This window comes from Acinetobacter sp. T63, from assembly GCF_053852345.1.
Window position 1 is genome coordinate 2,867,965 of the sequence record NZ_CM132659.1, and the last position, 26,855, is coordinate 2,894,819.

Consider the following 26,855-nt stretch of genomic DNA (forward strand, 5'->3'; position numbering starts at 1 on the left):
TGTTTAATTTTTACCTATACTTAGACTATGATCTAAGCCATCAATAAGAATGACACGGGGATTTTTATGGCCAAGTTTTTAAACACCAGTGCAACCAACTTTTTTCTAGAAGAACTGATTAAGAATGCCAAAGAGCGTTTAATTCTGATTAGCCCCTATTTACGACTTAATGACCGGATTAAAGAATTACTCGAAGATAAAGATCGGCTCAAAATTGACATCCGTATTGTGTATGGCAAAAGCGATCTGCATCCAGAGGAAATCAAATGGTTGCAAAAACTGGATTATGTCCGCTTAAGCTTCTGCAAGAACCTGCATGCAAAATGCTATCTGAATGAATCGGAATGTATTATTTCCAGCCTGAATTTATATGAATTCAGCCAGATTAATAACAATGAAATGGGAATTCTGGTTCGCAAATACGAAGATGATGAAGTATTTAAAGATGCCTATGAAGAAGCGCAGCGCATTATTCGGATTAGTGATGAAGTCCGCATTAGCCTCGATGAAGTGAAAGCAGATGCTGTGGTGGCCGAAGCAGAGCGTGGCGAAGAAAGCTCGACACTGACCAAACTCACCACTTCCAAACTGGCTGCAAAACATAAGCTGAAAACCGCAGATATACTGGAGAAATTAACCACAAAAGGCTTCCTGACCTTAAACGAAAATGGCAAACACTTTTTAACTGAACAGGGTAAAAGTAGTGGGGGTGAGTTCAGATCCAGTCAGTATGGTGGGTATTTTTTATGGAATGAAAATACGGAAATTGAATGACAATTTCCCTCTCCTTTTCGGAGACAGGGAGAGGTGAAATTAAAGCCTCCAAACCTCCCTTCTTGCGCTGCAAGATCAAGCCGTGCTGATCTCTTGCTCAGGGAGGCTTTGACTTGTTAAATCCCTCCAACCTCCCTTTGAGAGAGGGAAATTAAATCGCTACTAACTCCCGAATCCCTTTCTCCGGCATTTCCCTGCCGGCACCTTGTGCAATCACCTGGCCACGGGCCATCACGGTATAGCCATCGGCCAGCTCTTCGGCAAAATCATAGAACTGCTCGACCAGCACAATTGCCATTTCTCCACCATCAGCCAGTTTACGAATCACCCGGCCAATATCTTTAATAATCGACGGCTGAATACCCTCGGTTGGCTCATCCAGAATTAATACCTTCGGTTCAGAAGCCAGCGCGCGGGCAATTGCCAATTGCTGCTGCTGACCACCGGATAAATCTCCGCCGCGGCGCTGCTTCATTTCATCCAGAATTGGAAAAATCTCGTACAGATGTTCCGGTACTTTTCGGGTTTTTGCGCCTTTAAATTTCGCCATCCCAATCAGGATATTTTCCTCAACTGTTAAGGTCGAAAAAATATCGCGGCCTTGTGGCACATAGGCCAAACCTTCACGCACGCGCTGCTCCGGACTAAGCCTGGAAATATCTTTGCCATCCAGCAGAATCTGCCCGGACTTAATCGGCAAAATGCCCATCAAACATTTCAGTAACGTGGTTTTGCCCACGCCGTTACGCCCCAGCACCACTGAACATGCGCCGACCGGAGCCTGAAACGATACATCACGCAGGATATGACTGCCCCCATAAAACTGATTGACGTCTTTGACTTCTAGCATCGCGGTCTCCTTAACGTCCTAAATATTTTTCAATCACATCGTCATTGGCCTGAACTTCAGCCAATGTCCCCTCTGCCAGAATGGCACCCTGTGCCAGCACCGTGACTTTTTCACTGATGGTGTCAATAAAGCTCATATCATGCTCAACCACAATCAAGGTATGATTTTTCTTCAGTTCCAGACACAGCTCCGCGGTGCGTTCAGTTTCGGCATCGGTCATACCGGCCACCGGTTCATCCAGCAAAATCAGCTTGGGGCGCTGCATCAAGAGCATGCCAATTTCCAGCCACTGCTTTTGGCCATGCGACAGCAATCCGGCCGGTTTATGCACCAATTCCTGTAAGCGGATTTGTGCTAGCGATTCTTCCAGTGCCTGTTGGGCATCGGGATCGAGCTTGCTAAACAGGCTTTTTTTCACCCGTTTATCTTTCGGGGCGGCAAGCAGCAGGTTTTCTATGACAGTAAAATTTTCAAATACTGTGGGTTTCTGGAACTTGCGTCCAATTCCGGCCTCGGCAATCTGTTCGGTGCTCATCTTGGCTAAATCATAGGTCTGGCCAAAAAAGGCACTGCCTTCGGTGGGACGGGTTTTACCGGTAATCACATCCATTAACGTGGTTTTACCGGCACCATTGGGTCCAATGATGCAACGTAATTCCCCTTCTTCGATATACAAAGACAAGTCATTTAAGGCACGAAAGGCATCAAACCACACGCTGACTTTTTCCAAATACAGCGCAATACCGTGGCTAAAATCTGCGCCCTGTTCCTTGGGGCGGCCATAACCTTCAGCAGCATGGCCGCCATGAGCTTGCAACAGTTCACTCATTCGCTCCGCTCCTTTTTAAAACGGTCAAACAGACCAATAATCCCTTTCGGCAGGAAGATGGTTACCACAATAAATAGCGCCCCTAAAATCAGTAACCACGCCTCTGGGGAAGCAGCGGTGAAATAGGTTTTGGCCGCGTTAATCACACCCGCGCCGAGTAAAGGCCCAATTAAGGTGCCGCGACCACCCGCCGCGACCCAGACCGCCATTTCAATCGAGTTGACCGGGTTCATTTCACTCGGGTTGATGATGCCGGCTTGCGGCACATATAGCGCCCCGGCAATACCCGCGATCACCGCAGACAGTACCCAGGCCGACAGCTTGTACCACAGCGTGCGATAGCCCAGATATTGCAGACGGTTTTCACTGTCACGAATTGCACCCAGCACACGGCCATAAGGCTGATTCATCAGATGACGCAACCCGATAAAGCACAGCAGAAGCACCAGCGCGGTGATAAAACACAGGCTGGCCCGCATCGGTGCCGAGGTAATATCCATGCCCAAAATAGTTTTAAAGCCGGTAAAACCATTGTTGCCGCCGAAACCGGTTTCATTACGGAAAAACAGTAGTGCGGCAGCAAAGGTCATGGCCTGGGTGATAATCGAGAAATACACGCCCTTGATTTTGGAGCGAAAAGCAAAGAAGCCAAACACAAAGGCAATGATGCCCGGCACTAAAACAACAAGTGCAAGCGACCAGAGGAAATGTTCCGTACCAACCCAGAACCACGGCAACTCGGTCCAGCTTAAGAAACGCATAAAGTCTGGCAGCCCATCACCCGCGGATTGGCGCATCAGGTACATGCCAAACGCATAACCGCCCAGAGCAAAGTACAGGCCATGACCCAAACTTAAAATACCGGCATAGCCCCAGACCAGATCCAAGGCCAAAGCCACCAGTGCCAGACACATGATTTTGCCAATCAGGGTGACCCAATAAGCCGATAGATGCAGTGCCGAATCACTCGGCAACAGATGCAGCCACGGCAACAGCAGTAAAATCGCAAAACAGGCGGCAATGGCTGCCCCGCTATAGGGTTTATCGGAAAGTAAATGTGTGATCTTCATGCGCTTACTCCACAAAACGGCCTTTGATGGCAAACAGACCTTGTGGGCGTTTTTGAATAAACAAAATCACAAGAACCAGAAGAATAATTTTGGCCAGTACAGCGCCCATGCCAATTTCCAGCGCAGTCCCGCTAATACCCAGACCCAGTGCTGCCAGTACCGCACCCCAGACCTGACCAACCCCGCCAACTACCACCACCAGGAAGGCATCAATAATGTAATTCTGCCCCAAATCCGGGCCGACATTTCCGACCTGCGCCAAGGCACAACCGGCTAGTCCAGCCAGACCAGAACCCAGACCAAAAGCCATCATGTCGATGCGGCTGGAACGAATTCCGACGGCACGTGCCATCTGACGGTTTTGGGTTACAGCCCGCACAAACAGACCAAAACGGGTTTTATTGAGTAAATAGACCAGTAACAACAGCACGGCGATGGTAAAGACAATAATTGCGATACGGTTATACGGCAGCATCAGGCTTGGGCTAATGGAAATGCCGCCAGACAGCCAGGCAATATTGGACACCTCCACGTTTTGTGCGCCAAAGATCATCCGCACCAATTGCATTAAAATCAGACTCACCCCAAAGGTGGCCAGCAGGGTTTCCAGCTGACGGCCATAGAGCGGACGAATTACCGTGCGTTCAATCAGCATGCCAATTAAAGCGCTGACCAGAAAGGCTGCCGGAATCGCCACGATCAGGTACCAGTCCAGATAACTGCCAAAATGGCTTTTAAACAGGCTTTGCACCACATAGGTGGTATAAGCGCCAATCATGATCAGCTCGCCATGCGCCATATTGATGACTCCGAGCAGACCATAGGTGATGGCCAGACCTAACGCCGCCAGCAGCAAAATACTGGCGGTACTGAGCCCGGAAAATAGATGCCCGGCCCATTCACTGGCCTGTAAGCGGGTCTGAATGGCGCTTTTGGCCTCCAGCAACACGGCTTTCAGTTCCGGATTCAGATTCGGCTGTTGCAGCTCCTGCTCCACCATGGCCAGTACATCGGGACGGTTGGAATCGGCCAGTACCTGGGCGGCCTGAATTTTCACCAGCACATCTGGCTGCTGATAATCCAGCCGTGCTTTGAGCTGGGCCAGACGCGCCTTCACCTTATTATTCCGTTCCTGTAAATACAGGCGATTGATCTGCGCCAGCTGTAATTCAGACAGATTGCTTTCATAAATATCGACAGCTTCAAGGCGCTCAGCCGCATCTTCTGACTGCATTTTTGAATGCGCCAGCGCAAAGGTCAGCGCTTTCTGCAAGGTATTCACCAGCGTGACCTGCGCCAGATCACTTGGCCAGTCGCTAACCGGCTCCAGTGCCGGATAATGCAGTAAACGCTCATCCGATTCCAGAATATAGGTTTGACCATTGGCGCCGCTATAGAGCTGCTGCTGTTCAACATATTGTGCAAGCTGATCCAGCTGTTCGAGGCTGCCGGGCCACTGGTTCAGTAAGGCACGGCGGCTGGCGAAATCACCTTGCACAAATTGCTGGATGGCATCGGCCTGTGTCACAGCAACGGCTGTCTGTGTTTGCGGCTGTTCGGCCTGAGCCAGCTGTATCGATAAAACTTGGGCAAAAATCAGAAAAATAGCGGCGATATTCACGCGAATATTCATTTTATATCCCCCTATTGTGTGTCCTCTTTTTTATAAGAAGGCAGAGAAATCGAAAAAAAACCTGCTGCCGAAGCAGCAGGCGTGATGTCAAACTTACTTCGGAAGATAAGGACTCCAAGGTTCTGCCTGCAGGGTTTGCGGGGTTTTATAGACAATATCAAACTGGCCATCGGCACGGATTTGCCCGATCATGACCGGCTTATGCAAGTGATGGTTTGACGTATCCATTTTTAAGGTATAACCAGAGGGTGCTTTAAATTCCTGACCAGCCATGGCTGCACGGACTTGATCCACCTCGGTAGTGCCGGCTTTTTCTACCGCCTGCTTCCACATATTGATGCCGACATAGGTCGCTTCCATCGGGTCATTGGTCACCAGCTTGTTGGCATTTGGCAGTTTATAATCGACTGCGTACTGCTTCATTTTGTTGGTGAACTCGGTATTGACCGGATTTTTTACCGACATAAAGTAGTTCCACGATGCCAAGTGGCCGACCAGTGGCTTGGTATCAATACCGCGTAATTCTTCTTCACCCACCGAGAACGCCATCACCGGAATATCAGAAGCTTTGATGCCCTGATTGCCCAGTTCACGGTAGAACGGCACATTGGAATCGCCATTGATGGTGGAAATGACCGCAGTCTTTTTCCCGGCCGAGAATTTTTTAATATTGCTGACAATGGTCTGATAGTTACTGTGCCCAAACGGGGTGTACTCTTCCATAATGTCCGCATCAGCAATGCCTTTTGATTTCAGGAAAGCACGCAGAATCTGGTTGGTGGTCCGTGGATAGACATAATCCGTTCCCAGCAGCACAAAACGTTCGGCCTGACCGCCCTCTTCACTCATCAGATATTCCACTGCCGGAATCGCCTGCTGGTTAGGTGCTGCGCCGGTATAGAAAATATTTTTCGACTGTTCCTGACCTTCATATTGCACCGGATAGAACAGCAGACCATTCAGCTCTTCCACCACCGGCAGCACCGATTTACGTGACACTGAAGTCCACGCACCAAAAATGACCGCAACCTTATCCTGAGTAATCAGCTGGCGCGCCTGTTCTGCAAACAGTGGCCAATCAGAGGCCGGATCAACCACCACCGGTTCCAGCTTTTTGCCCAGCACCCCGCCATTGGCATTAATTTCATTGATTGCCATTAGCGCGGTATCTTTTAGCGAGGTTTCTGAAATGGCCATGGTGCCGGACAAGGAATGTAGGATGCCGACTTTAATGGTCTCACCGGTGCTGGCCGCTGGCTGGGCTGTGCTGGCACTGTCGCTACTTTCGGTCGATTTTGAGCAGCCGCTGAGCGCCACAACCCCGGCCATGCTGGCCACTAACATACTTTTTGAAAACAGATTGCGCTGGAACTTCATGAATTTCTCCACACTTATGCAGCACCTGAACACGGTGCCTGTTGTTCTATGACTGCAGCGGATAATTCAATTTCTATGCCAAACGCAAAACTGACAGGCAGATCTAGACGGGACAAGTAAGATTTAAATCATAAAAATTAGTTACTTATATTAATATAAAAAATGAAGCATAGCCCTTCAGCTACGCTGCACTGATCAGCACCACATACACCCAAGCAGAGTGCGCTCTAGAGTTTTTAGAGATATTGAAGGCTAAGGAGGCGCAAAAGTGAACAAAAAAAGTGCAACCCTATCCAGCCGGATTGCCTCATTTTGGAGAAAAAATCAGCGATATAAAAAAACCTGCACCAAGACGGGCAGGTTTTCTAAAATGATGAAAGTTTTAAGGTTTTAAACCACCAGATCAGCCAGATTGCCTTTTTGCTCTAGCCACTGCTTCCGGTCTGCGGAGCGTTTTTTGGCCAGCAGTTTATCCAGCAAACCGGCAGTGACATGAATATCATCCAGATCCAGTTGCACCAGACGGCGTGTATCCGGGTCCATGGTGGTTTCACGCAGCTGGCTGGCGTTCATTTCACCCAAGCCTTTAAAGCGGGTGATTTGCGGATTTTTGCTTTTGCATTTATTTAAAATGCCGTTGAGCTCATCTTCATCCAGTGCGTAATGTACATCTTTATTGTCATCAATCCGGAATAATGGCGGCATGGCCACAAATAAATGCCCTTCTTCTACCAAAGCCGGGAAATGTTTGACAAAAAGCGCACAGAGCAAGGTGGCAATATGCAGACCATCGGAGTCGGCATCGGCCAGAATACAGATTTTGCCATAACGCAGTTCAGACAAGTCATCTGAACCCGGATCAACCCCAATCGCAATGGCAATATCATGCACTTCCTGAGAGCCCAGCACCTCATCGGAAGAGACTTCCCAGGTATTTAAAATTTTACCGCGAATCGGCATGATGGCCTGGAAATTCTTGTCACGTGCCTGCTTGGCCGAACCGCCCGCAGAATCCCCTTCGACAATAAACAGTTCCGATTCTTCACGGGTCAGACCGACACAGTCGGCCAGCTTGCCTGGCAGAGCCGGACCCGACACAATCTTTTTACGCTCGACTTTTTTGGCTGCTTTTAAACGGCGACCGGCCTTGGAGATGGCCATTTCTGCCAGTTGCAGCGCTATATCTGAATTCTGATGCAGCCATAAGGCAAAGGCATCTTTGGCAATATTCTGCACAATTCCGGACGCTTCACGGCTCGACAGACGCTCTTTGGTCTGACCGGAGAATTGTGGCTCCTGGAATTTTAGCGACAGGATATAGTTCACTCCATCCCAGACATCTTCGGCCGAGAGTTTCAAGTTACGCGGCAACAGGTTACGCAGCTCACAGAACTCGCGCATGGCATCGGTGATACCGGAACGCAAACCATTGACATGGGTACCGCCCTGCGCGGTCGGAATCAGGTTGACGTAAGATTCCTGAATGCTTTCGCCGCCTTCAACATTCCAGCAAATCGCAAACTCTGCGCTGGCGCGTTCTGCATTGCCTGAAGAGACAAAGGCCGGCGCCGGAATAATCTCGCGGTCTTCCAGTTCATCCATTAAATAATCGACCAGGCCATTTTCAAACTGCCAGGTGATTTTTTCATCATTAATCTGGTCGATATAATTGATTTGCAGGCCAGCCGCCAAAACCGCTTTGGCTTTTAAATTATGTTTTAAGGCTTTTAAGGCAAATTTTGGCGAATCGAAATATTTGGCTTCCGGCCAGAAACGCACCAGCGTGCCTGACGCACGTTTTGGTGCTTTGCCTTCCAGCACTTCTAGTGGTCCAGTGGCTTCGCCCTGCTCAAAAGCCATTTTGTAGAGATTGCCCTGACGCTGTACATCCACTTCTACCCGGGTCGACAAGGCATTCACCACAGAAATCCCGACCCCGTGCAGACCACCGGAAAACTGGTAGTTATCGGTACTGAACTTGCCGCCGGCATGCAGCTTGGTCAGAATAATTTCAATTCCGCTCTGGCCATATTCCGGGTGAATATCCACCGGCATCCCGCGGCCATTGTCTTCTACTGCCAGCGAGCCATCTTTATACACGGTCACGCTAACTTTGGTGGCGTGTCCGGCCAGTGCCTCATCGACAGCATTATCAATCACTTCCTGCGCCAAATGGTTCGGACGCGAGGTGTCGGTATACATACCCGGACGGCGACGGACCGGATCGAGACCAGATAAAACTTCAAGAGATTGAGCCGTATATTGAGACACGTTGTACTGTTTCCTTATTTTAGGGAATCCGATAAAAACTGCAGCAGCATAGGTATTTTTAGCGCAAAGTTGTCCATCCCATGATTGCCGCGGGTTTCGGTCATGATCAGAGAGCTATGCTGGGCCTGGCTATAATAACGCTGTGCGTCACGATAATCCAAAACTTCATCGCCTTGCTGCAATAACACTAAAATTTTGTCTGCCTTTTCAACAAAAGGCACTGCCATCTGTTCCAGTTGCTGTAAATGTAGCCGCTCCAGCGTCCAGTGTTCATGCACTTTCAGCGGAATCTGCGCATCGCCAAACAGTTCCTGAAACAACTGCCATGGTCGCATAGCCGGATTAATCAGCACAGCCGGAACCGCATAGCGTGCGACCAGTTGTGTCGCATAGAAGCCACCCAGACTGCTGCCGACCAGCGCTACCTGATCCAGCTGCTCAATCAGTGCAGATAAGTGCTGCATTACCTCGCGTGGCGGCGCATTCAGATCGGGCAGATGCACCTGAATGTCACTCCGCTGTGCCAGCGCTTGCCGCAACAGCTGGCCTTTGGCAGAAAAGGGATTGCTCCTGAAACCATGCAAATAAATTAAATTCATTGTGCTAATCGGATGTTATCCATGTTCATTGTTGTATTTACTTTTTTGAGACTTTGATCACATTCATGTTTTAATTTGTATGTCACAAATAATTGTTAGACAAAAAAATTAAAACTGGGGCGTCATCCTCGCTATTGTAAAAGTTGTTCGGGATGAATGATATAAAATTAAGCTTAGAAATTTATACCGTGAAGCCAACGAAAAAGAAAGTAGCCGCGACACTATTGTTAGGGGGCAGTAGCACATGCCAAGTTTAACGCCATTGCATGAAACTTATTGTAAATGGGACACCACACCGCCCAGCCAGGCCGATTTACTGGAAGGTCTGGCGCAGCTGTTAAGTATGCCGGTGCATCAGGTGGTCAAAGAGCTGGTGCAGACCATTCAGCGTGAGGTCTTGCTGAGCCTGTTTGGCATGAGTGAACAGCACTCCCGAAAATTCCAGAATATGTCGCCCATTCGCAAGCTGTACAGCCTGTCCTTTGATACGCTGCAAAACTATAGCAACTACCTGCTGGCGCCCAGCCTGCGTCAGGTGATTGACCGTTTTCCACGTTTACATGACAAGCCGCTGACGCCGTATATGCATGTGCTGGTCGGTATTTTAAATGGCGTACTGGGTGATTATTTGCTGAATCAGCAAAATCCGCTGGCATTGCCAATGACTATTTATGACCACTACGGCAGTGTGCAAAAAGGCGAGCTGACCGGACAGGTGATTCTGTTTGTGCATGGCCTGTGTATGAACCATCTGGACTGGTCACATCAGCAATATGGTGGTATTGGCGAAAAACTGCTGGCACAGCGCCAGCGCAACACCATGCTGTATTTAAATTACAATACCGGACGGCGTATTTCCGCCAATGGTCACAGTCTGGCCAATACCCTGGAAGATCTGATTCAGCGCAATCCGAATATCACCAGCATCAGCCTGATTGGACATAGCATGGGCGGACTGGTGTCGCGCAGTGCCCTGTTTTATGGCAAACAGGATTTGCATGAGTGGATTCATATGGTCGATAACCTGGTCTGTCTGGGTTCGCCGCATCATGGTGCAGCGCTGGAGCGTTTCGGCTTTCACTTGCAGGACAAACTGGGGCGTTTCCCGTTTATGAAAATTGTCGGGCATGTGGTGAATATCCGCAGTAACGGCATTCTGGATTTACGTTATGGCAGCGTGCGCGATGATGACTGGGAACACAATGAAGCGCGAATTGGTGAAATTGATGATAACCGTAAACCAGCGCCCTTCCCGTCCCATATTAATGCCTTTTTGGTGGCCGGCACCATTGAATATGAAAACAAGCGCAACCGCACCCGCAAAGTGATTGGCGATTATCTGGTCAGTGTCAAAAGTGCGCTGGGTGAACATCCGAACCCGCGTTTTCAGCTCAAACTGCCAGAATCGCATAAGGCGGTATTTTATGGTCTAAATCATATGGAAATTCAGTACCATTCCAGCGTGGCCGAGCAGATTGTGAAATGGTTTTATCCTGAAAATGATGACCGGGTCAATGAACGGGTACGTGAATATATTGTCAATTTAGAAAGTATTGAAGGCATTGCCCTGACTTAAAAATTGATGCGCTACAATTAAAACAGGAGGGTCATCGCCCTCCTGTTTGTTATTGATCTGGAGACAATATTATTTCTTTTTTACCGGCTTGGTTTTGGCCGCAGTATAGGGATAGGTACGGATTAACTGCCAGATACTAATAATCGTTAGCACAATAAAGAACACTAACGACCAGACCGGCAAGGATTGGCCCAGAAAAGTCCAGTCAATCACTGCACATTCGCCAGACCCAGACAGCACCTGTTGCAGCACCGCTTTCATTGGCAAGGCATCGACCAGATAATCCAGTCCCGGGCCACAGCTTGGCACCTGATCTGGCGGCAGGTTTTGCAGCCAGACATGCCGCGCGGCAACACCGGCCGACCATAAAATGCTTAAGCTGCCCAAAAAGGCATACAGCCGTTTAAACGCCCCCGAAAGCGGGTTGTGGAGCAGCGCGATCAGGGAAATGATCCCCAGACCAATCAGGCCGACACGCTGGAAAACACATAATGGACACGGCGCCAGACCTTGCACATGCTCAAGATACAGGGCGAAGGCCATCCCCACCACACTGGCACAAAACAAAACACCACTCACGAAGCGATAACTCCATTGCATGGTCAATCCTCTTTCTGTTTTTATCGGTACTGAGTCAGGAACTGCTCAAAACTCAAGGTCTGTTCCTGCTCAAGTTGCTGTTGTTGTTTCAATGATTGCTGGGCCATTTCTTCAAAATAGGCCAGCGTTTCCGGACTTAATACATGCGCCTGGTAAACGTCGGCATGTTGCTGTGCCATATGGCTGCCAAAATTCCAGGTGCCGCCCTGATGTAAGGTATCCTCAATCACCTGCGCCGATAGCGTCGCATCAACTTCATCAATCCGGCCGAGCATGGTCGCCAGACCCTGACTATATAGCGTTGTGGCATAGGCCTGATCCAGCAGTTCAGCCAAAGGCTGCATGGCCTGAACATGACTACGGCTCCAGTCTTCAATTGGATAGGACTGGCCATCTGCCAAAATGGTGGCATTTGGCGCACGGCCACGATTCACGACTTCGGCCTGATTGCGCTCAATAATGTCCTGTTCATCATCCAATAACGCCGGGCTGTCTTTCAGCAGACAGTACAGCGCCAGCACTTCCAGGAAGCCGGCGGTGTGTTCATCAATCCCGATTGGACTATACGGATTGACATCGACTGCGCGTAATTCGACATAGCCGACCCCACGATTGGCCAGCGCCTGAGATGGGGTTTCACCCGCCTGCGGCACCTGTTTTGGACGCACCAGACTGTAGTATTCGTTTTCAATTTGCAGCACGTGATCATTGATCTGAATCGGCTCACCCTGTGCATCATTCAGGCCCAAACGGCTAAATGGCAGATATGGGGTTTTGACGGCTTTTTGCAGACCCTCTAAATAACCACTCAGGTTGTTATAGTGAATCCCGAGCTGTTTTTGCGCGGAATTCTGATAACCAAAACGGCCCATGCGCAAGGCGGTGGCATATGGCAGGAACAGCGTGCCGCGTACCAGTGGCAGCAAATGATGTTCACGGCCGGTCATAAAACACTGACACACCGATGGACTGGCACCGACCACCAGCATCACCAGTGGGGTCAGGCGAATAAAATTACGGATTAAACCGAAATAGCGATGGCTGCGATAATCCTGCAGGCTCAGATTTTTGAGTGCCTCATCGCTTTCTTGTTGTTGCAGCGCTTCAAATAAGGCATCCGGGAAAGACAGATTATAATGCACCCCGGAAATGGTCTGCATCCGGCGTCCATAGCGCACCCCCAAACCATGACGGTATAAGGTCTTGAAACGGCCAATATTGGAGCTGCCATATTGCGCCAGCGGAATGCGTTCTTCGGCATCATCCAGCATACACGGCATTGACAGCGGCCAGAGTTTTTCTTCATGTTCCAGCTGACGGTACACCACGGCATGAATATCGCTTAAATAATTCAGTGCGCCCGGAATACTGTCCTGCGGCGGAGTAATAAACTCCATTAATGCTTCGGAATAATCGGTGGTGATATGCGGATGAGTCAGTGCCGAACCCAAGCCCTTCGGATGGGCTGCCTGAGAGAGAAATCCATTGCTTTGCATACGCAGGCTTTCACGCTCAATACCGCGCAACATGCCGCGCAGTAGCGAAGAATCCACCCAAGTCGTTAAAGTATCTTGAGAGGTCGATTCGGGTTGACTCATTACAATCTCGCTTATCGCAAAAAACTACTAAAGAAAATCATCGGTTTATATCAGTATAACGCGATTTAGTGCCGGCACATTACATCCTGTATAGTTTTCAAACAAACCCACAACTTTATTTTTGGCAATTTTTTATCACAAAGTTGCTCTATAAGACATGTGAAATTTGTGATTTTATAATCAAAAGAACAGAGGTAAATAATAAAGCGTATGAATTATCAGGATTTTTTAGATTTTTGGTTTTCTCCTGCTGCGGAACCGAACTGGTTTGTCAAAAGCGCAGAGTTTGATGCCGTGCTTGCAGAAAAATTTACCGATGTACTGCAACAAGCGGCACAAGGAGAACTATGGACATGGCGCGAAACACCCGCAGGTCGTTTGGCTGAAATCATTGTTTTAGATCAATTATCACGTAATTTATACCGTAATGACCCGCGTGCCTTTGCCCAAGATGGAATGGCCTTGGTGTTGGCACAAGAAATGATTCACTTAAAATTGGATCAGGACTTAAACCCAACCGAACGTCGTTTTCTATATATGCCGTTTATGCACAGTGAATCCAAACGTATTCACGAAGTCGCATTAACGTTGTTTGAAAGTTTGAATGACCCCACCGTGTTGGGCTATGAACTGAAACATAAAGTGATTATTGACCGTTTTGGACGTTATCCACATCGCAATCAAATATTGGGACGCCAATCAAGCGCAGAAGAATTGGAGTTCCTGACCCAACCCAATAGCAGTTTTTAATTAAAACGCGGTTCATTCTCCCCTTGCAGTATCTTCACAGGAGAACAGCATGAAACATCTAATTCTTGGTTTAGGCCTCGGGCTCAGTCTGCTGCTGGGCGGCTGTGCCACCACACCATCCAAGCCGCTGACCTTTGACCAGCTGGGTCAATATTCGGTGACGCCGCTGAACAGCCAGACCTATCGCATCAGTTTTCAGGCCCGTCCCAACATGAGCTTTGGCACCGCCGAAGAAATTACCCTGGTCAAAGCTGCGCAAACCACGCTGCAACAGAGCCATACCTTCTTTAAAGTGCTGGATGATCCAAGTAACCGCAGCCAGCAGCCACCGCGTCAGGCTGTGGTCTATCCGGCACCGAGCTTTTATCCTTATGGCTATTATCGTCGCCATCCGGCTTTCTGGCCTGACCCATTTTATGACTACCCGCAGGTCATTAATGTTGACCCGATTCAGGTTTCCTATACGATTCAATGTTATAAAGATCAAAAAAGCGCCCCAAGTGATGCCTTTGATGCTCGCCTGATCTTGCAGTCACTGGGTGGAAAATACGGGCTCAGTCCAGGCGGTCAGGTGTTACAGCCACCGGTAGCCACTTCAAACTAGGGAAACATGCATGCAGACAGCGCCAGCACCGACTTCTCCAAACCTGCAACGCAGCAAGCGTTTTGCCACCATGGCCCTGATCACGGCCGTGCTGGCCTGGATCTGTTTAATGGTGCTGGCCAAACTGCTGCCCGACTATATCTGGCTGATTCATATTCTGATGCTGTCGGCTGAAGCTGGCGTGGTCGGCGGGCTGGCTGACTGGTATGCGATTACTGTGCTGTTTCGTAATCCCTTTGGCCGGCTGCCCATTCCCAAGTTTCTGCGGGACCATACTGAAATTATTCCGCGCAACAAAGACCGTATTGCCGAATCGATGGGACGTTTTGTTCAGGAAAATTTCCTGTCACCGCAAATTGTACAGCGCAGCCTGCACAATACCGATGTATCGCTGGCCGTGGGTAAATGGCTGGCCAATCCACAGAACAACCAGCAGGTCAGCCAGCTAATTCAACAGACCGTACCGAAGATTTTTGAATTTGTCGGGCAGGAACAGATTGGCCGCTTTATCCAGAACAACAGCGTGCAATGGGTCAAAAATACTGACATTAATTATCTGGCCAGTGAAATGCTGCGCGCAGTGCTGGAAAATGATTTCCATCAGGATGTGCTGCAACGCGGGCTGGATCTGGCGCATGACTGGATGCTGCAACATCCGGAAGAAACCCGTGAGCTGACCCGCACCCTGTTTAAAGAACTGGGCGTGTGGCGTCTGGCCAGAGGTGCCAGCTGGATTGGTATTGATGTACAGCAGCGCACCATCGACTCTTTACTGGAACGGGTCGATTCGATGCTGGCCGATCCCGATCATCCGTGGCGACAAAAAGTGGAAGATATGGCGCATCAGCTGATGCAACAGCTGGCCGATCAGGACAGTGCCGCCAGCCAACGCCTGAACCAGACCAAAAATGCCTTGCTGGACAGTCCGCAAGTGCTGAATTTTATTAGTGGTGCAGTGGTGATTTTGTGTGATGCAATCCGGGCAGATCTGGAAAAACCCGATTCCGGTATTGCGGAAAACCTGCGCGTGGCCATTCAGCAGGTCGGTGAGAACATTATCAGTAACGGCGCCGTGCGCCAGTTGCTGAATGACAAAATGAGCGGCATCGCCGTCAATCTCTCTGACCAGTACAGTGAAAAAGTGATCCGTTTTATTAGCGAGCGGATTCATGAATGGGATTCACGCGAGATGATTGGCAAAATTGAAAACGAAGTCGGCGGCGACCTGCATATGATCCGGGTCAATGGCGTGGTGGTGGGGGCCTTTATTGGTCTGGCACTGGGGATTATCCGGGCGCTGGTCGAATTGATTTAATTCAGTTTTTTCGCCCACTGCTTCAATTGCTGGCGGATGGCGGATGGCGGATGGCGGATGGCGGCTTATCATGCGATGTACATAATACAATAACGGTAGTCAATGGTCATGCTTGAACTTCAATCTAAACTTCCTGCGCTTGGCGTGACCATTTTTAGTGTCATGACCACCCTGGCCCAGCGCCTGAATGCCCTGAATGTGTCACAGGGTTTCCCCGATTTTCCGGCCCCACCGGCCCTGTTGGAGGCCCTGTGTCAGGCGACACGAGAGGGCCAGAACCAGTATCCACCCGGCGATGGGCTGTTATTGCTCAGAGAACAGCTGGCCACGCAAAAGCAGCAACAGACCGGCCGTTCGTTTGATCCTCACACCGAAATCAGCATTACCGCCGGCGCGACCATTGCCATTTTCTGTGCCATTCAGGCAGTAGTGCAGGCCGGGGATGAAGTGATTATTTTTGATCCCAGCTATGACAGTTATGCACCCACCGTGCAACTGGCCGGCGGGAAAGCTATCCATCTGGCCTTGCAGCCGCCCCATTTTCAGGTCGACTGGAATCAGGTCAAAGATGCCATTCATGATCGTACCCGTATGATCATCGTCAATACCCCGCATAACCCGAGCGGTACGCTGTGGTCAGCCGCGGACTGGCAGACCCTGATTGAGCTGATTCAGGATCGCAATATTGTCGTACTGTCTGATGAAGTCTATGAACATCTGGTCTATGACGGTCAGCAGCATTATTCAGCGCTTGATTTTCCGGCCCTGCACGAGCGCAGTTTTGTGATTGGTTCTTTTGGTAAAACCTTTCATGTCACCGGCTGGAAAACCGGTTATTGCATGGCCTCACCGGCTTTGATGCAGCTGTTCCGGCAGGTTTATCAGTTTGCCAATTTCTGTGGTGTGACCCCGGTGCAAGTCGCGCTGGCACAATTTATGCAACAGCATCCGGAACATATTGCTGAACTGGCCGCGTTCTATCAGGCCAAACGTGACCGCTTTCAGGCCGGTATCCAGCACTCCCGTTTTCAGTGGATTCCCGCGCAAGGCACCTATTTCCAGAATCTGGACTATCGCGCCATCCGCCCGGATTTAAATGATCTGCAGATGTGCCAGTATCTGGCCGAGCAGCACAAGATTGTGGCGATTCCGATTTCTGCTTTTTATCAGACCCCGCCGGATGATTTACGCCTGATTCGGGTCTGTTTTGCCAAAAAAGATGAGACGCTGGATCGGGCCGCAGAGATTTTCTCGGCCTGTTAACATGAGTCAATAAGATCAGCTAAGTTACGCAATTGCTAAGGCTTTTTGCTACAGGCTCATGCTAGGGTAAAGCCATTCATGCACACGATCATAAACCGGTTACAGGATTGCTCATGCCGCAGCATCAACCTTTGGTGAATCAACACAAGCTCTGGAAAACCTTCCTGATTTTCCTGCTGCCGCTGATTGCCACCAATATTCTGCAAAACCTGTCTGGCACCATCAACACCGTCTTTGTTGGCCAGATGATGGGTGTCGATGCCATTGCAGCAGTGGCGGTATTTTTCCCGATTCTGTTCTGTTTGATGGCTTTTGTGATCGGGCTTTCCGCGGGTTCAACCGTGCTGGTTGGCCAAGCCTGGGGCGCGCAGAATATTGAAAAAGTGCGTTGTGTGGTCGGCTCGACCCTGTTTATGACCCTGATTGGCGGTACCATCATTGCAATTTTAGGCGTGATTTTCGCCAAATCCATTCTGCTAGCCTTAGGTACCGATCCGCAGGTGATGCATCTGTCGTTGCCCTATGTGCAATGGATGCTGGCCGGCAGTCCGCTGCTGTTTGTCTATATTATTTACACCTCTATTTTACGCGGCGTGGGCGACAGTATTACCCCCCTAATTGCCTTAGGCATGACCAGCCTGATCGGGCTGTTTATTACCCCGGTGCTAATTGCCGGCTATTTTGGTTTTCCACGTCTGGGGATTATTGCTCCGGCCATTGCCACCATTATTGGTTATCTGGCGGTGCTGATTTTTCTGGCGGTGTATCTGAACAAGAAAAACCATCCGCTACGACCGGATTGGCAATTGCTGAAAAATATTCGCCATCAACCGATCTTGAGCAAGATTATTTTACGTCTGGGCATTCCGACCGGCATTCAGATGGTCACCACGTCGGTGGCCGGTCTGGTAATTGTCGGGCTGGTCAACCGTTATGGCGCTGAAGCCACAGCGGCCTATGGTGCGGTGAATCAGGTGCTGAACTATATTCAGTTCCCGGCGCTGTCGATTGCCATTGCCGCCTCTATTTTTGGTGCGCAGGCGATTGGGGCTGGCAAGTCCGATTTACTGGCCAAAGTCACCCGTACTGCTTTGGGCATGAACCTGATGATTACCGGGATGCTAGTGGTGCTGGCCTATTTATTCTCGAAATATTTAATGGCGCTGTTTATTACCGACCCGCAGGTGGTCGAGCTGGGCCAGCAGCTGCTGTTTATTGTATTGTGGTCAATTTTGTTCTTTGGGGCCAGTGCCATTTTCGCTTCGATTATGCGCGCCAGCGGGACTGTCACGGTGCCAATGATTATTAATGTGCTGGCAATTTTGCTGATTGAAGTGCCGTGTGCTTATCTGTTCAGTCAGTGGTGGGGATTACAAGGCATCTGGTATGCCTATGCGCTGGCCTTTGTCAGTCTGTGTATTTTACAAGGCCTGTATTATCAGTTTGTCTGGAAGAAAAAGACCATTGAGGTGTTGATTTGAGGGCAGGAGATAGCGCCTGATTAATTTCCTGAATCACCGCTTGCGCTAATTGCGAAGATAATTGAATACCCTGAATCTCAGCGCCAATACGGCCATTAATCGGTTTGACCTGAATATGTTGATAGTCATAGCTCATATTAAATTTCCTTCATTTCTCTTTTGATGTTTTTAAAGGTTTCCACTCGGGATGAGCTGATGATGTCAAAACGACTTATTCAAATCTGTCAAAAACTTGACAGTTTTATTCTGAATTTCAGATAAATAAAAAATGAAATGTGCTGAACAGCCACAAAAAAGCCCGCTTAGCGCAGGCTTCTTTCAAATACAATTCATTTACGGCCTTTGCCCAGCTGGGTCGCCACCGCCATCACCCGCTGATAGCCACTAGGGACAATCCGCTGAATTAAATCAATGGCTTTGGCATCATTACCAATCAACAAACGGCGTTTATCTTTTAAAACCGCATCCAGAATATCGCGTGCCGCATGCTCTGCCGGATAACGCAATAATTTATTAAAAGAGCGTATCGACTTTTCTGAATTCATGCCCAGACTGCTCAGACTGTCATTCATTTTCGCGGCGTTGGCAATATTGGTCCGAATTCCACCCGGATGCACACACAGCGCACTCACGCCACAGTTCTGGATATCCAGTTCCTGACGTAACGACTCGGTATAACCACGTACCGCAAATTTGGTCGCGTTATAGGCCGATTGGGTCGGCTGCGCAGTAATCCCGAACAGGCTGGAAATATTGACAATATGGCCATCACCAGTCTGTTTGATATACGGCAAAAATTCTTTGGTGCCATGCACCACGCCCCAGAAATTAATCCCGACAATCCACTCCAGGTCTTCATAAGAGGCGCCTTCAACGGTCGATCCTAAGGCCACCCCGGCATTGTTAAAAATCATATTGACTGAGCCATGATCCTGCACGGTCTGTTCAGCCCAGTGCTTCATAGCCGCCCGATCTGCCACATCCACCTGCGCCGTGGTCACTCGCACGTTATAATCACTCAGCAAGGCTTTGGTTTTAGCCAGGCCTTCTTCATTGACATCACTTAAAGACAAATGACAGCTCTGCTGGGCCAATAAGACGGCCAGCTGCTGGCCAATGCCTGAACCTGCTCCGGTAATCGCCGCGACTTTATTTTTAAAATTTTTCATTCCGCTTCCTTTTTATGGATGGTCTGGCTGCGTCCCTCAGGCATGGCAGCGCACTTCAATTTCACCACTCAAATATAATTTTGACAATAATCATTGTCAACGCAAAAGCCCGCAGATTTCTGTCTGCTGCGTTCAAATCTGAATGCCAAACTTCGCACTTAGCGCAAAATCTTGTTAATCTATAGCAATATAGGATGTGAACTGGCCTTTTTACTATGACCGAAGCACAACACCCCGCTCCCCCAAATGCGCAGAATACCCAAAATAAAGAGCGCCAATTTAAAGGATTATCGCTGAGCGAGCGCAAACAGCTACGCCGGGAAAAACTGATTGAAGCCGGCCTGCACGCCTATGGCACGCATGGTTTTTTTGCGGTCACGGTGAAAGATATTTGTACCGAGGCCAAACTCACCGAGCGCTATTTCTACGAATCCTTCAAAAAAAGTGAAGACCTGTTCCAGACCATTTTTTTACAGCTGATTGATGCACTGCAACACAATGTGATGCAGGCCATCATGCAGGCCTCGACCAATCCGCAAAAAATGATTGAAGCCGGTTTAACTGCCCTGCTGACTACGCTCAAAGACAACCCGCAGATGGCTCGGATTATTTATATTGATGCCATGCTGGTACAGGAACTGCACAACCAGGCCACCATTCAGGAAAGCATGGCGCGCTTTGACCGCATGATTCAGGCCTTTGTCATGCTAATGATGCCAAACCTGCAGCATTCAGAACGCGAACTGTCATTAATTGCCAGCGGCCTGAACGGTTATGTCACCCAAATTGCCATCCGCTGGGTCATGAGCGGCTTTAAGCAGTCAATGGATGAAGTGCTCAGCGCCTGTAGCGTGGTGTTCATTTCCCTGCTCGAACATTTTTCCGAAGCGGAGCCAGAAAGTAGCAAAAAAGCCTGAATCCCTGTCATCAAACTGCAAGAAAAATTAAATATTTGAATCTTTTATTTAAATTTTTTTAAATGAATTCCGGATTCAGCCCATTCTGTACAAAAAATTGTCACAAAACATTGCAAAAATAGCGCTGTCTGCCCTTTCTGCAATGATACTGTCATAATTAATCTTTGTAATAAGCCTGTCATAAATATAAACGGTTCACCGTTCACTTATAGGGTATTGCGTTGTGAAAGATGACTACATTTTAATTGTCGATGATGAACTTCCAATCCGAGAGATGATCCATACCTCATTGGATATGGCCGGCTTTCATTGCTTACAGGCCGAAGATGCCAAACAGGCGCATCAGATGATCGTCGATCAACGCCCGGCACTGATTTTGCTGGACTGGATGATGCCTGGCGGTGTCAGCGGTGTTGATTTATGTCGTCGTTTAAAACGTGATGAAAACCTGGCGGAAATTCCGGTGATCATGCTGACTGCACGCGGTGAAGAAGACCACAAGGTTCAGGGTCTGGATGCCGGTGCCGACGACTACATGACCAAACCGTTTTCTACCCGTGAGCTGGTATCACGCATCAAAGCCGTACTGCGCCGTGCCAATGCCCTGAATGGTGAAAAAACCATTGATGCCAACGGCCTGATTCTAGATCCGGTCAGCCAGCGCGTCAGCTTTGGCGACAACATTCTGGACATGGGTCCAACCGAATATCGTCTTTTGGCCTTCTTTATGACGCATCCGGAACGTGCCTATACCCGTGCACAACTACTTGACCAGGTCTGGGGTGGCAACGTATATATTGAGGATCGTACCATTGATGTGCATATTCGTCGTTTACGCAAGGTGCTGGAGCCATTTGGCGCAGACCGCTTTGTACAAACGGTTCGTGGCACTGGATACCGTTTCTCAACCCGTGCGGATGTCGCCTTAGGTTAATTACTTTTTATGTATGAACCATACCCTGTCCCCGAACTGGCCCGTGACCACAAGAATGTCCGTTACAGCAGTTTGTGGACTTTTGCCAAACAAGATCTCCGTTTACTGATCTTTTTTTTAGTAATTGCAGGTTTTATTGGTCTCGGAATCGAACAGTTCTGGATCTGTATTTTTATTGGCTTTCTGGCGTTTTTCGCCACCCAAATGCGCTCCCTCTATCTGGTCAATGACTGGATTGCCAACCGTCCCTATGATGTTCCCCCCAATTTGCATGGCATTTGGGGGGCTTTATTATTTAATGTCTACCGCTCGCAGCGTCAGGAACGTATTGTCCAGGCCGAAATGGTCGGGCTGATTGACCGCGCTCAGTCGTCACTAGTGGCCCTGGCCGAAGCGGTAGTGCTGATTGATGATAACCATCAGATCGAATGGTGGAACCCGGCAGCAGAGCGCCTGCTCGGCATTCAGCCACTAGATCGTGGTCGCAATATTTTAACCATTTTGCGCCAACCGGCATTTATTGAATATTTTCATCATATTGATCAGGCACCAGATGGCTTGAAAATCAAATCGACCGTGCTGGATGAACACTATGTGCAGGTCAAAATGACCCGCTTTGGTGGCGAAAGCCGCCTGCTGGTGGCACATGACATGACCCGGATGCACAATCTGGAACAGATGCGCAAAGACTTTGTCGACAATATCTCGCACGAATTACGCACCCCGCTGACCGTGCTGAGCGGCTATATTGAAACCTTTACCGACCAGGAAGACATGAATCCGCGTTGGAAACGTGCCTTTGAACAGATGCAGTCACAAACCCGGCGTATGAATGCACTAGTCAATGACCTGCTGCTGCTGTCGCGTCTGGAAAATGAAAAGACCATTGCCAAAAACCAGATTATTGACATGCCAAGTCTGATGAACCAGCTGTTTGATGATGCGCATGCCTACAATATTGATTATGGCCATACCCTGAATCTGGATATCGACAGTCATTGCGACCTGATTGGCTCCGATATGGAACTGGCCAGTGCCTTTAGCAATTTAATTACCAACGCCATCAAATACACCCCGAAAGGCGGCACCATTACCATTGGCTGGCATGATGATGGCGAGCATGGCTATTTTAGCGTGCAGGACACCGGCATCGGCATTGATCCGAAACACCTGCCGCGTCTAACCGAACGTTTTTATCGGGTAGATAGCGCGCGTAGCCGTCAGACAGGCGGTACCGGTTTAGGGCTGGCCATCGTCAAGCATGTCTTGATGCAGCACAATGCCCATTTAGAAGTCGAGTCCAAAGAAAATAGCGGCTCAACCTTTAAGGCCGTCTTTCCCAAAGAACGGCTGTATAGCCTTTAAACCGAATACCCATAAAAATGCCCGGATTAATCCGGGCATTTTTCATTTCAATACAAACAGCTTAGAGGCGATGACCCATGGCTTTGCCCATTTCCACCAGAGAATTGGCCTGATACTGCGCATCCCACTGCATTTTATCCTGTTCAAATAAAATCACTGCGGTAGAACCGAGATAGAAACGGCCTAATTCGGCGCCTTTTTCCAGGAACAGGTCATGCTGGTTCAGCTCCAAACGGCCCGATGGTTTGACCTTGCCGGTGGCAACCGTTTCAATACCGGCCACAATCATGGCACCCACCAGCACCACCGCCATCCGGCCCATCTCGGTATCAAACAGGCAGACCATGCGTTCATTACGGGCAAACAGTCCCGGAATATGTTCTGCCGTGGTCTGGTTCACTGAAAACAGCTCGCCCGGTACATACAGAGTTTCAGTTAAGGTACCGGCAAATGGCATATGCACCCGGTGATAATCCCGCGGTGATAAATACACAGTGGCAAACTGGCCATTTTTAAACGGCTCGGCCAGCTGTGGATCGGCAATCAGGTTTTCAACCGTAAAGTTCTGGCCTTTGGCCTGAAAAATTGCACCATCTTCAATTTTACCCAGCTGGGAAATCGCGCCATCAGCCGGAGAAACAATGCTGTTCGGATCGGCATCGACCACACGCACCCCATCTTTTAAGGCACGGGTAAAGAATTCATTAAAGGATTTGAATTTCAGGGCATTGCCTTGCTCGGCAATCGACATATCAATTCCGTACTGCATTTTAAATGCCTGAATTACTGCGTTTTTCACCATCGGGTGTTCACTGGCAGCAATTTTACCCACCACACGAGACAACTGGTGCTGGGGTACCACGCGCTGGGCCTGAATAAATAATTGTTTTTTTAAACGAGATGTGAGGCTCAAGACGGCAACTCTCCGGTAATGATAGGACTGTCGAGGCGATTGCCCCATTCACTCCACGCACCTGCATACGCCCGGATTGGCCAACCCAGTAAACGGCCCAGAATATAGGCCAGACCGGAACGATGATGAGACTGGCAGTACACCACCACCGGTTGGCTTAAATCAAAGCCAAGTTGTTCCAGACGTTGCTGCGTGCGTTCTAGCGGATGCAATTTTAAATGATTTTCGCGGTCAAGGGCAGTACTCCACTCGAAATGTCGGGCGCCCGGAATGTGACCGCCGCGTCGCGCCGCCAGTCGCTGTCCGCTATATTCTTCTGCAGTGCGGCAATCCCAGAGTTGCAGTTCAGCACTTTGTACCTGCTCTAATAACGCATCATATTGAATTTGATACTGATCATTCAGCTGTACCGGCACCAAATGCTCAACCGGCGCAAAGCTCGGCAGCTCCGACGAGGTCGGCAGACCGGCCGCCAGCCAGGCATGAATCCCGCCATTGAGCAGGCTAGTGTTTTCAAAACCTAAACAATGTAAATTCCACAGCAAACGCCCGGCCCAGGCTCCGCCTTCATCGTCATAGGCCACCACATGATGCTCAGGGGAAATATTTAAATAGCGGATCAGTTCTTCCAGGCCGTCCTGCTCCGGCAATAAACCCGAAGCATACTCTTCCTGACGCAGCAATAGTTTTGGCTTTACATGTAGCGCATGTGGAATATGCAGCTGTTCATAGACCGAGTTGCGGCTTAAATCGACAATACGTAATTTTTCACTGCCTAAATAGGGCACCAGGTCTTCGGCTTCAATCAACAGACCGAAATTGATCGTGGCATCATTCATCGTGGTTGTATGTTTTATCACTATCCTTGTCCCTGATGTTAGCACAAGTCATTTTTAGGATTATCCTGAATTTCTGCATTCCTTGCGCAGAAAAATGGATAGAGGTCAACCCGCCACCAGGGAGAGGACGAGGTCCAGCCTTTGCACTGGACCTGGCCTGTATTTTTGCTTATTCCTGAATATCAAACACCTGACGCAAATAAGCGAGGAAGGTGTCGTTGTCGGTCATGGTTTTACCCGGACTGTCGGAAATTTTGGCCACCGACTGACGGTTACATTCCACCAGCTTTAACACAATATTCAGCGGGGTTTGTCCCATATCATTGGTCAGGTTGGTGCCAATCCCGAAACTGACCTGGAAGCGGTCTTTAAAGTAGTTGTGTAGCGCCCAGGCTTTTTCCAAGGTCAGGCCATCACTAAAGGTCAGCATCTTGGTTTTGCTGTCAATTTTCAGCTTTTTATAATGGGCATAGGCTTTGTCGCCCCAGCTATACGGGTCGCCACTGTCATGGCGTAAGCCATCAAACAGTTTGGCAAAATACAGGTCAAAATCACGCAGGAAGGCATCCATCCCGACCACATCAGTCAGGGCAATCCCCAAGTCACCCCGATATTCCTGTACCCAGGTTTCCAGCGCCGCTTTCTGGAAGTCACGTAAACGCACATCCAGCGCCTGAAAGGCCTGTAAAAATTCATGCGCCATGGTGCCAATTGGAGTAATGCCAAGCTGTTTGGCCAGCAGCACATTGCTGGTACCCCGGAATACGCCCGGCGCGGCGGCATTAATCTGCTGCACCACATGCTTTTGCCAGGCAAAGCTGTAACGGCGGCGTGTACCAAAATCCGAAACCAGAAATGGCGGATCTTCCGGATTCTGCTCGGCGGCATATTGCTGTACCAAGGCTACTTTGGCCTGTAGACGGCGTTCACCTTCGGCCAGCACCTCATCACTGCGAATACGGCTGAAATACAGCTCATTAACAATGGCCAGCACAAAAATCTCGAACATCATGGCCTGAACCATCGGGCCTTCTACCACAATATCCAGACGCCCTTCACTGTCGATGCCGGCACGGATAAAACGGCGCTTGAGCTGGAACAGTTCCAGATAATCGACAAAGTCGCTTTTGATAAAGCGTAAACTGCGCAAATATTGCAGTTCATCTTCGCTAAATTTCAGGCGGCACAAATGATCCAGCTGTGCATTTAAATCATCCAGAATATCCGCCAGTGGATAGACCGTATCTTCCAGATTACGGCAGCGGAAATGATAGACACTGTGAGTTTGCGGGAATTTATGTAAGACCACCTGTAGCATGGTAAATTTGTACAAGTCGGTATCAAGCAAAGAGTGGATGATTGGTGCCATAAGAGTTCGTTTTTGCTGTACTCCTTGCATTAAAGCATAATTTTTACAGCGATATTTAACCTTTTGTATCGACCATTGGGTAAGAACCTGCCGCTCGGCTAGTCCTCACTCAGCTTCTGAAATTGCTGCTGTTGGCCAAATACCCGGGCAAATTCTTCGGCGGTCAGCTGGCCGGTCTGGACCGCGTGAGTATCACAATCGACCTGACGTAACTGCCGGGCAATGCCCCACTCGGCTTTTACAATGGCTGCCATCAGCGCGGTATGACCTTTCTGGTCACGTGCACAGCGGTCGGCGCCATAGGCCAATAAGGTGCTGACTATCGGCTGATGACCATAATACGTCGCCATCATTAATGGCGTAAAACCGGCCGGATTACGGACATCGACCGGAAAACCGTGCTGTAAAAATTCCTGAATCACGTCATGCTGGCCACTGCGGGCGGCCGCAAAAAACAGATCAATCAGCTCTTGTGCGGCAGATGGTGCTACGGTTTGGCTTGTGGCCGAGGATGAATCTGCTTGTGCCCAGGCCGGTGCTGTGCCTACTCCCAGGCTGAACAGTCCGGCACAGAGCATGGTGAAAATACGCATCTTGCTGCTCCTGTCTGAATCGGCAAAAATAAAGAGGTGCCTGTAAAACTCCCCCAGGGTGCAGGAAAGGGATGCGAGTTTTACAGGACTTTCAAGAGGTGACGTCGAGCGCACCCGTCACCAGTACGGTCTAACGCTGTGCAGCTCCTTCTATAACAGCGCTAGA

24 protein-coding genes are annotated in these 26,855 nt (G+C 49.3%); 10 read left to right on the plus strand and 14 right to left on the minus strand.

Going from position 1 to position 26,855, the window contains the following annotated elements; genetic code table 11:
• The first annotated feature begins 66 nt into the window (after positions 1–66).
• Positions 67–774: a phospholipase D family protein gene (locus ACVLR6_RS13810; RefSeq protein WP_005180864.1), complete on the plus strand. Its 708-nt coding sequence runs from the start codon at positions 67–69 to the stop codon at positions 772–774.
• A gap of 151 nt (positions 775–925) precedes the next feature.
• Here the strand turns inward: ACVLR6_RS13810 and urtE are convergent, their stop codons facing one another.
• The 7 genes from urtE to ACVLR6_RS13845 all read right to left on the minus strand — a co-directional run bounded on the left by urtE (position 926) and on the right by ACVLR6_RS13845 (position 9,403).
• Positions 926–1,624, minus strand: a complete 699-nt coding sequence (urtE, locus tag ACVLR6_RS13815; protein WP_160242699.1) for an urea ABC transporter ATP-binding subunit UrtE — start codon at positions 1,622–1,624, stop codon at positions 926–928.
• Between the two features lie 10 nt (positions 1,625–1,634).
• Positions 1,635–2,453, minus strand: coding sequence for an urea ABC transporter ATP-binding protein UrtD (gene urtD, locus ACVLR6_RS13820; protein ID WP_104488240.1), 819 nt, complete (start codon positions 2,451–2,453; stop codon positions 1,635–1,637).
• Entirely contained in the window at positions 2,450–3,523 is a 1,074-nt protein-coding gene (urtC, locus tag ACVLR6_RS13825; RefSeq protein ID WP_016658716.1) for an urea ABC transporter permease subunit UrtC, read from the minus strand. Before urtC ends, urtD begins: the two co-directional genes overlap by 4 nt.
• Positions 3,524–3,527: 4 nt before the next feature.
• Positions 3,528–5,156, minus strand: coding sequence for an urea ABC transporter permease subunit UrtB (urtB, locus tag ACVLR6_RS13830; RefSeq protein WP_127800273.1), 1,629 nt, complete (start codon positions 5,154–5,156; stop codon positions 3,528–3,530).
• Between the two features lie 93 nt (positions 5,157–5,249).
• Entirely contained in the window at positions 5,250–6,533 is a 1,284-nt protein-coding gene (gene urtA / locus ACVLR6_RS13835) for an urea ABC transporter substrate-binding protein (RefSeq protein ID WP_160240841.1), read from the minus strand.
• A 390-nt stretch (positions 6,534–6,923) separates the two neighbouring features.
• Entirely contained in the window at positions 6,924–8,804 is a 1,881-nt protein-coding gene (gene parE / locus ACVLR6_RS13840; RefSeq protein WP_005180875.1) for a DNA topoisomerase IV subunit B, read from the minus strand.
• 14 nt (positions 8,805–8,818) lie between these two features.
• Entirely contained in the window at positions 8,819–9,403 is a 585-nt protein-coding gene (locus ACVLR6_RS13845) for a YqiA/YcfP family alpha/beta fold hydrolase (protein ID WP_005180877.1), read from the minus strand.
• A 244-nt stretch (positions 9,404–9,647) separates the two neighbouring features.
• Here ACVLR6_RS13845 and ACVLR6_RS13850 point away from each other — a divergent pair, with 244 nt between their 5' ends.
• On the plus strand, positions 9,648–10,979 hold the full coding sequence (locus ACVLR6_RS13850) for a PGAP1-like alpha/beta domain-containing protein (RefSeq protein WP_104491777.1): 1,332 nt from the start codon (positions 9,648–9,650) through the stop codon (positions 10,977–10,979).
• A 69-nt stretch (positions 10,980–11,048) separates the two neighbouring features.
• Here ACVLR6_RS13850 and ACVLR6_RS13855 read toward each other — a convergent pair whose 3' ends face one another.
• Both ACVLR6_RS13855 and gshA read right to left on the minus strand, forming a co-directional pair.
• Positions 11,049–11,579: a disulfide bond formation protein B gene (locus tag ACVLR6_RS13855; protein ID WP_016658712.1), complete on the minus strand. Its 531-nt coding sequence runs from the start codon at positions 11,577–11,579 to the stop codon at positions 11,049–11,051.
• A gap of 20 nt (positions 11,580–11,599) precedes the next feature.
• Positions 11,600–13,177, minus strand: a complete 1,578-nt coding sequence (gene gshA / locus ACVLR6_RS13860; protein WP_104498358.1) for a glutamate--cysteine ligase — start codon at positions 13,175–13,177, stop codon at positions 11,600–11,602.
• 210 nt (positions 13,178–13,387) lie between these two features.
• Here gshA and ACVLR6_RS13865 point away from each other — a divergent pair, with 210 nt between their 5' ends.
• The 5 genes from ACVLR6_RS13865 (at position 13,388) to ACVLR6_RS13885 (ending at position 18,590) form a co-directional block, all read left to right on the plus strand.
• The gene (locus ACVLR6_RS13865) at positions 13,388–13,927 is read left to right on the plus strand and encodes a DUF924 family protein (RefSeq protein WP_104513168.1); all 540 of its coding nucleotides are present in this window, start codon (positions 13,388–13,390) and stop codon (positions 13,925–13,927) included.
• Positions 13,928–13,976: 49 nt separating this feature from the next.
• Positions 13,977–14,531 carry a CC0125/CC1285 family lipoprotein gene (locus tag ACVLR6_RS13870; RefSeq protein WP_455995488.1) on the plus strand — a complete coding sequence of 185 codons (555 nt, stop codon included), beginning with the start codon at positions 13,977–13,979 and terminating at the stop codon, positions 14,529–14,531.
• Positions 14,532–14,541: 10 nt separating this feature from the next.
• Positions 14,542–15,846 (plus strand): DUF445 domain-containing protein, encoded by a 1,305-nt coding sequence (locus tag ACVLR6_RS13875; RefSeq protein WP_016658710.1) that lies wholly within the window; start codon positions 14,542–14,544, stop codon positions 15,844–15,846.
• Positions 15,847–15,954: 108 nt separating this feature from the next.
• Complete coding sequence (locus tag ACVLR6_RS13880) at positions 15,955–17,109, plus strand: methionine aminotransferase (RefSeq protein WP_104513167.1); 1,155 nt, start codon at positions 15,955–15,957, stop codon at positions 17,107–17,109.
• Between the two features lie 113 nt (positions 17,110–17,222).
• Complete coding sequence (locus ACVLR6_RS13885; protein WP_005180888.1) at positions 17,223–18,590, plus strand: MATE family efflux transporter; 1,368 nt, start codon at positions 17,223–17,225, stop codon at positions 18,588–18,590.
• Between the two features lie 329 nt (positions 18,591–18,919).
• On the opposite strand, the gene ACVLR6_RS13890 is transcribed toward ACVLR6_RS13885, so the two are convergent.
• Positions 18,920–19,759, minus strand: coding sequence for an SDR family NAD(P)-dependent oxidoreductase (locus ACVLR6_RS13890; protein ID WP_455995491.1), 840 nt, complete (start codon positions 19,757–19,759; stop codon positions 18,920–18,922).
• Positions 19,760–19,974: 215 nt separating this feature from the next.
• Between ACVLR6_RS13890 and ACVLR6_RS13895 the strand changes: the two genes are divergently transcribed.
• From ACVLR6_RS13895 to phoR, 3 genes are all read left to right on the plus strand, one after another.
• On the plus strand, positions 19,975–20,676 hold the full coding sequence (locus tag ACVLR6_RS13895; RefSeq protein WP_005180893.1) for a TetR/AcrR family transcriptional regulator: 702 nt from the start codon (positions 19,975–19,977) through the stop codon (positions 20,674–20,676).
• A 223-nt stretch (positions 20,677–20,899) separates the two neighbouring features.
• Positions 20,900–21,610, plus strand: a complete 711-nt coding sequence (gene phoB / locus ACVLR6_RS13900) for a phosphate regulon transcriptional regulator PhoB (protein WP_005180894.1) — start codon at positions 20,900–20,902, stop codon at positions 21,608–21,610.
• 9 nt (positions 21,611–21,619) lie between these two features.
• Positions 21,620–22,975 (plus strand): phosphate regulon sensor histidine kinase PhoR, encoded by a 1,356-nt coding sequence (phoR, locus tag ACVLR6_RS13905; RefSeq protein WP_016658705.1) that lies wholly within the window; start codon positions 21,620–21,622, stop codon positions 22,973–22,975.
• Positions 22,976–23,036: 61 nt separating this feature from the next.
• On the opposite strand, the gene asd is transcribed toward phoR, so the two are convergent.
• The 4 genes from asd to ACVLR6_RS13925 all read right to left on the minus strand — a co-directional run bounded on the left by asd (position 23,037) and on the right by ACVLR6_RS13925 (position 26,689).
• Positions 23,037–23,888, minus strand: a complete 852-nt coding sequence (gene asd, locus ACVLR6_RS13910; RefSeq protein ID WP_005180897.1) for an archaetidylserine decarboxylase — start codon at positions 23,886–23,888, stop codon at positions 23,037–23,039.
• A complete protein-coding gene (locus ACVLR6_RS13915; RefSeq protein WP_075175038.1) occupies positions 23,885–24,727 on the minus strand; it encodes a sulfurtransferase in 843 nt (280 codons plus the stop codon). The genes asd and ACVLR6_RS13915 overlap by 4 nt, the downstream gene beginning before the upstream one ends.
• A gap of 169 nt (positions 24,728–24,896) precedes the next feature.
• Entirely contained in the window at positions 24,897–26,096 is a 1,200-nt protein-coding gene (pncB, locus tag ACVLR6_RS13920) for a nicotinate phosphoribosyltransferase (RefSeq protein WP_087662325.1), read from the minus strand.
• A gap of 98 nt (positions 26,097–26,194) precedes the next feature.
• A complete protein-coding gene (locus ACVLR6_RS13925; RefSeq protein WP_180063685.1) occupies positions 26,195–26,689 on the minus strand; it encodes an ankyrin repeat domain-containing protein in 495 nt (164 codons plus the stop codon).
• Positions 26,690–26,855: the final 166 nt, after the last annotated feature.

Coding starts and splice junctions, on each gene's coding strand:
- ACVLR6_RS13810 (WP_005180864.1), top strand. CDS start 67: ATGGCCAAGTTTTTAAACACCAGTGCAACCAACTTTTTTCTAGAAGAA.
- urtE (WP_160242699.1), bottom strand. CDS start 1,624: ATGCTAGAAGTCAAAGACGTCAATCAGTTTTATGGGGGCAGTCATATC.
- urtD (WP_104488240.1), bottom strand. CDS start 2,453: ATGAGTGAACTGTTGCAAGCTCATGGCGGCCATGCTGCTGAAGGTTAT.
- urtC (WP_016658716.1), bottom strand. CDS start 3,523: ATGAAGATCACACATTTACTTTCCGATAAACCCTATAGCGGGGCAGCC.
- urtB (WP_127800273.1), bottom strand. CDS start 5,156: ATGAATATTCGCGTGAATATCGCCGCTATTTTTCTGATTTTTGCCCAA.
- urtA (WP_160240841.1), bottom strand. CDS start 6,533: ATGAAGTTCCAGCGCAATCTGTTTTCAAAAAGTATGTTAGTGGCCAGC.
- ACVLR6_RS13845 (WP_005180877.1), bottom strand. CDS start 9,403: ATGAATTTAATTTATTTGCATGGTTTCAGGAGCAATCCCTTTTCTGCC.
- ACVLR6_RS13850 (WP_104491777.1), top strand. CDS start 9,648: ATGCCAAGTTTAACGCCATTGCATGAAACTTATTGTAAATGGGACACC.
- ACVLR6_RS13855 (WP_016658712.1), bottom strand. CDS start 11,579: ATGCAATGGAGTTATCGCTTCGTGAGTGGTGTTTTGTTTTGTGCCAGT.
- gshA (WP_104498358.1), bottom strand. CDS start 13,177: ATGAGTCAACCCGAATCGACCTCTCAAGATACTTTAACGACTTGGGTG.
- ACVLR6_RS13865 (WP_104513168.1), top strand. CDS start 13,388: ATGAATTATCAGGATTTTTTAGATTTTTGGTTTTCTCCTGCTGCGGAA.
- ACVLR6_RS13870 (WP_455995488.1), top strand. CDS start 13,977: ATGAAACATCTAATTCTTGGTTTAGGCCTCGGGCTCAGTCTGCTGCTG.
- ACVLR6_RS13875 (WP_016658710.1), top strand. CDS start 14,542: ATGCAGACAGCGCCAGCACCGACTTCTCCAAACCTGCAACGCAGCAAG.
- ACVLR6_RS13880 (WP_104513167.1), top strand. CDS start 15,955: ATGCTTGAACTTCAATCTAAACTTCCTGCGCTTGGCGTGACCATTTTT.
- ACVLR6_RS13885 (WP_005180888.1), top strand. CDS start 17,223: ATGCCGCAGCATCAACCTTTGGTGAATCAACACAAGCTCTGGAAAACC.
- ACVLR6_RS13890 (WP_455995491.1), bottom strand. CDS start 19,759: ATGAAAAATTTTAAAAATAAAGTCGCGGCGATTACCGGAGCAGGTTCA.
- ACVLR6_RS13895 (WP_005180893.1), top strand. CDS start 19,975: ATGACCGAAGCACAACACCCCGCTCCCCCAAATGCGCAGAATACCCAA.
- phoR (WP_016658705.1), top strand. CDS start 21,620: ATGTATGAACCATACCCTGTCCCCGAACTGGCCCGTGACCACAAGAAT.
- ACVLR6_RS13915 (WP_075175038.1), bottom strand. CDS start 24,727: ATGAATGATGCCACGATCAATTTCGGTCTGTTGATTGAAGCCGAAGAC.
- pncB (WP_087662325.1), bottom strand. CDS start 26,096: ATGGCACCAATCATCCACTCTTTGCTTGATACCGACTTGTACAAATTT.
- ACVLR6_RS13925 (WP_180063685.1), bottom strand. CDS start 26,689: ATGCGTATTTTCACCATGCTCTGTGCCGGACTGTTCAGCCTGGGAGTA.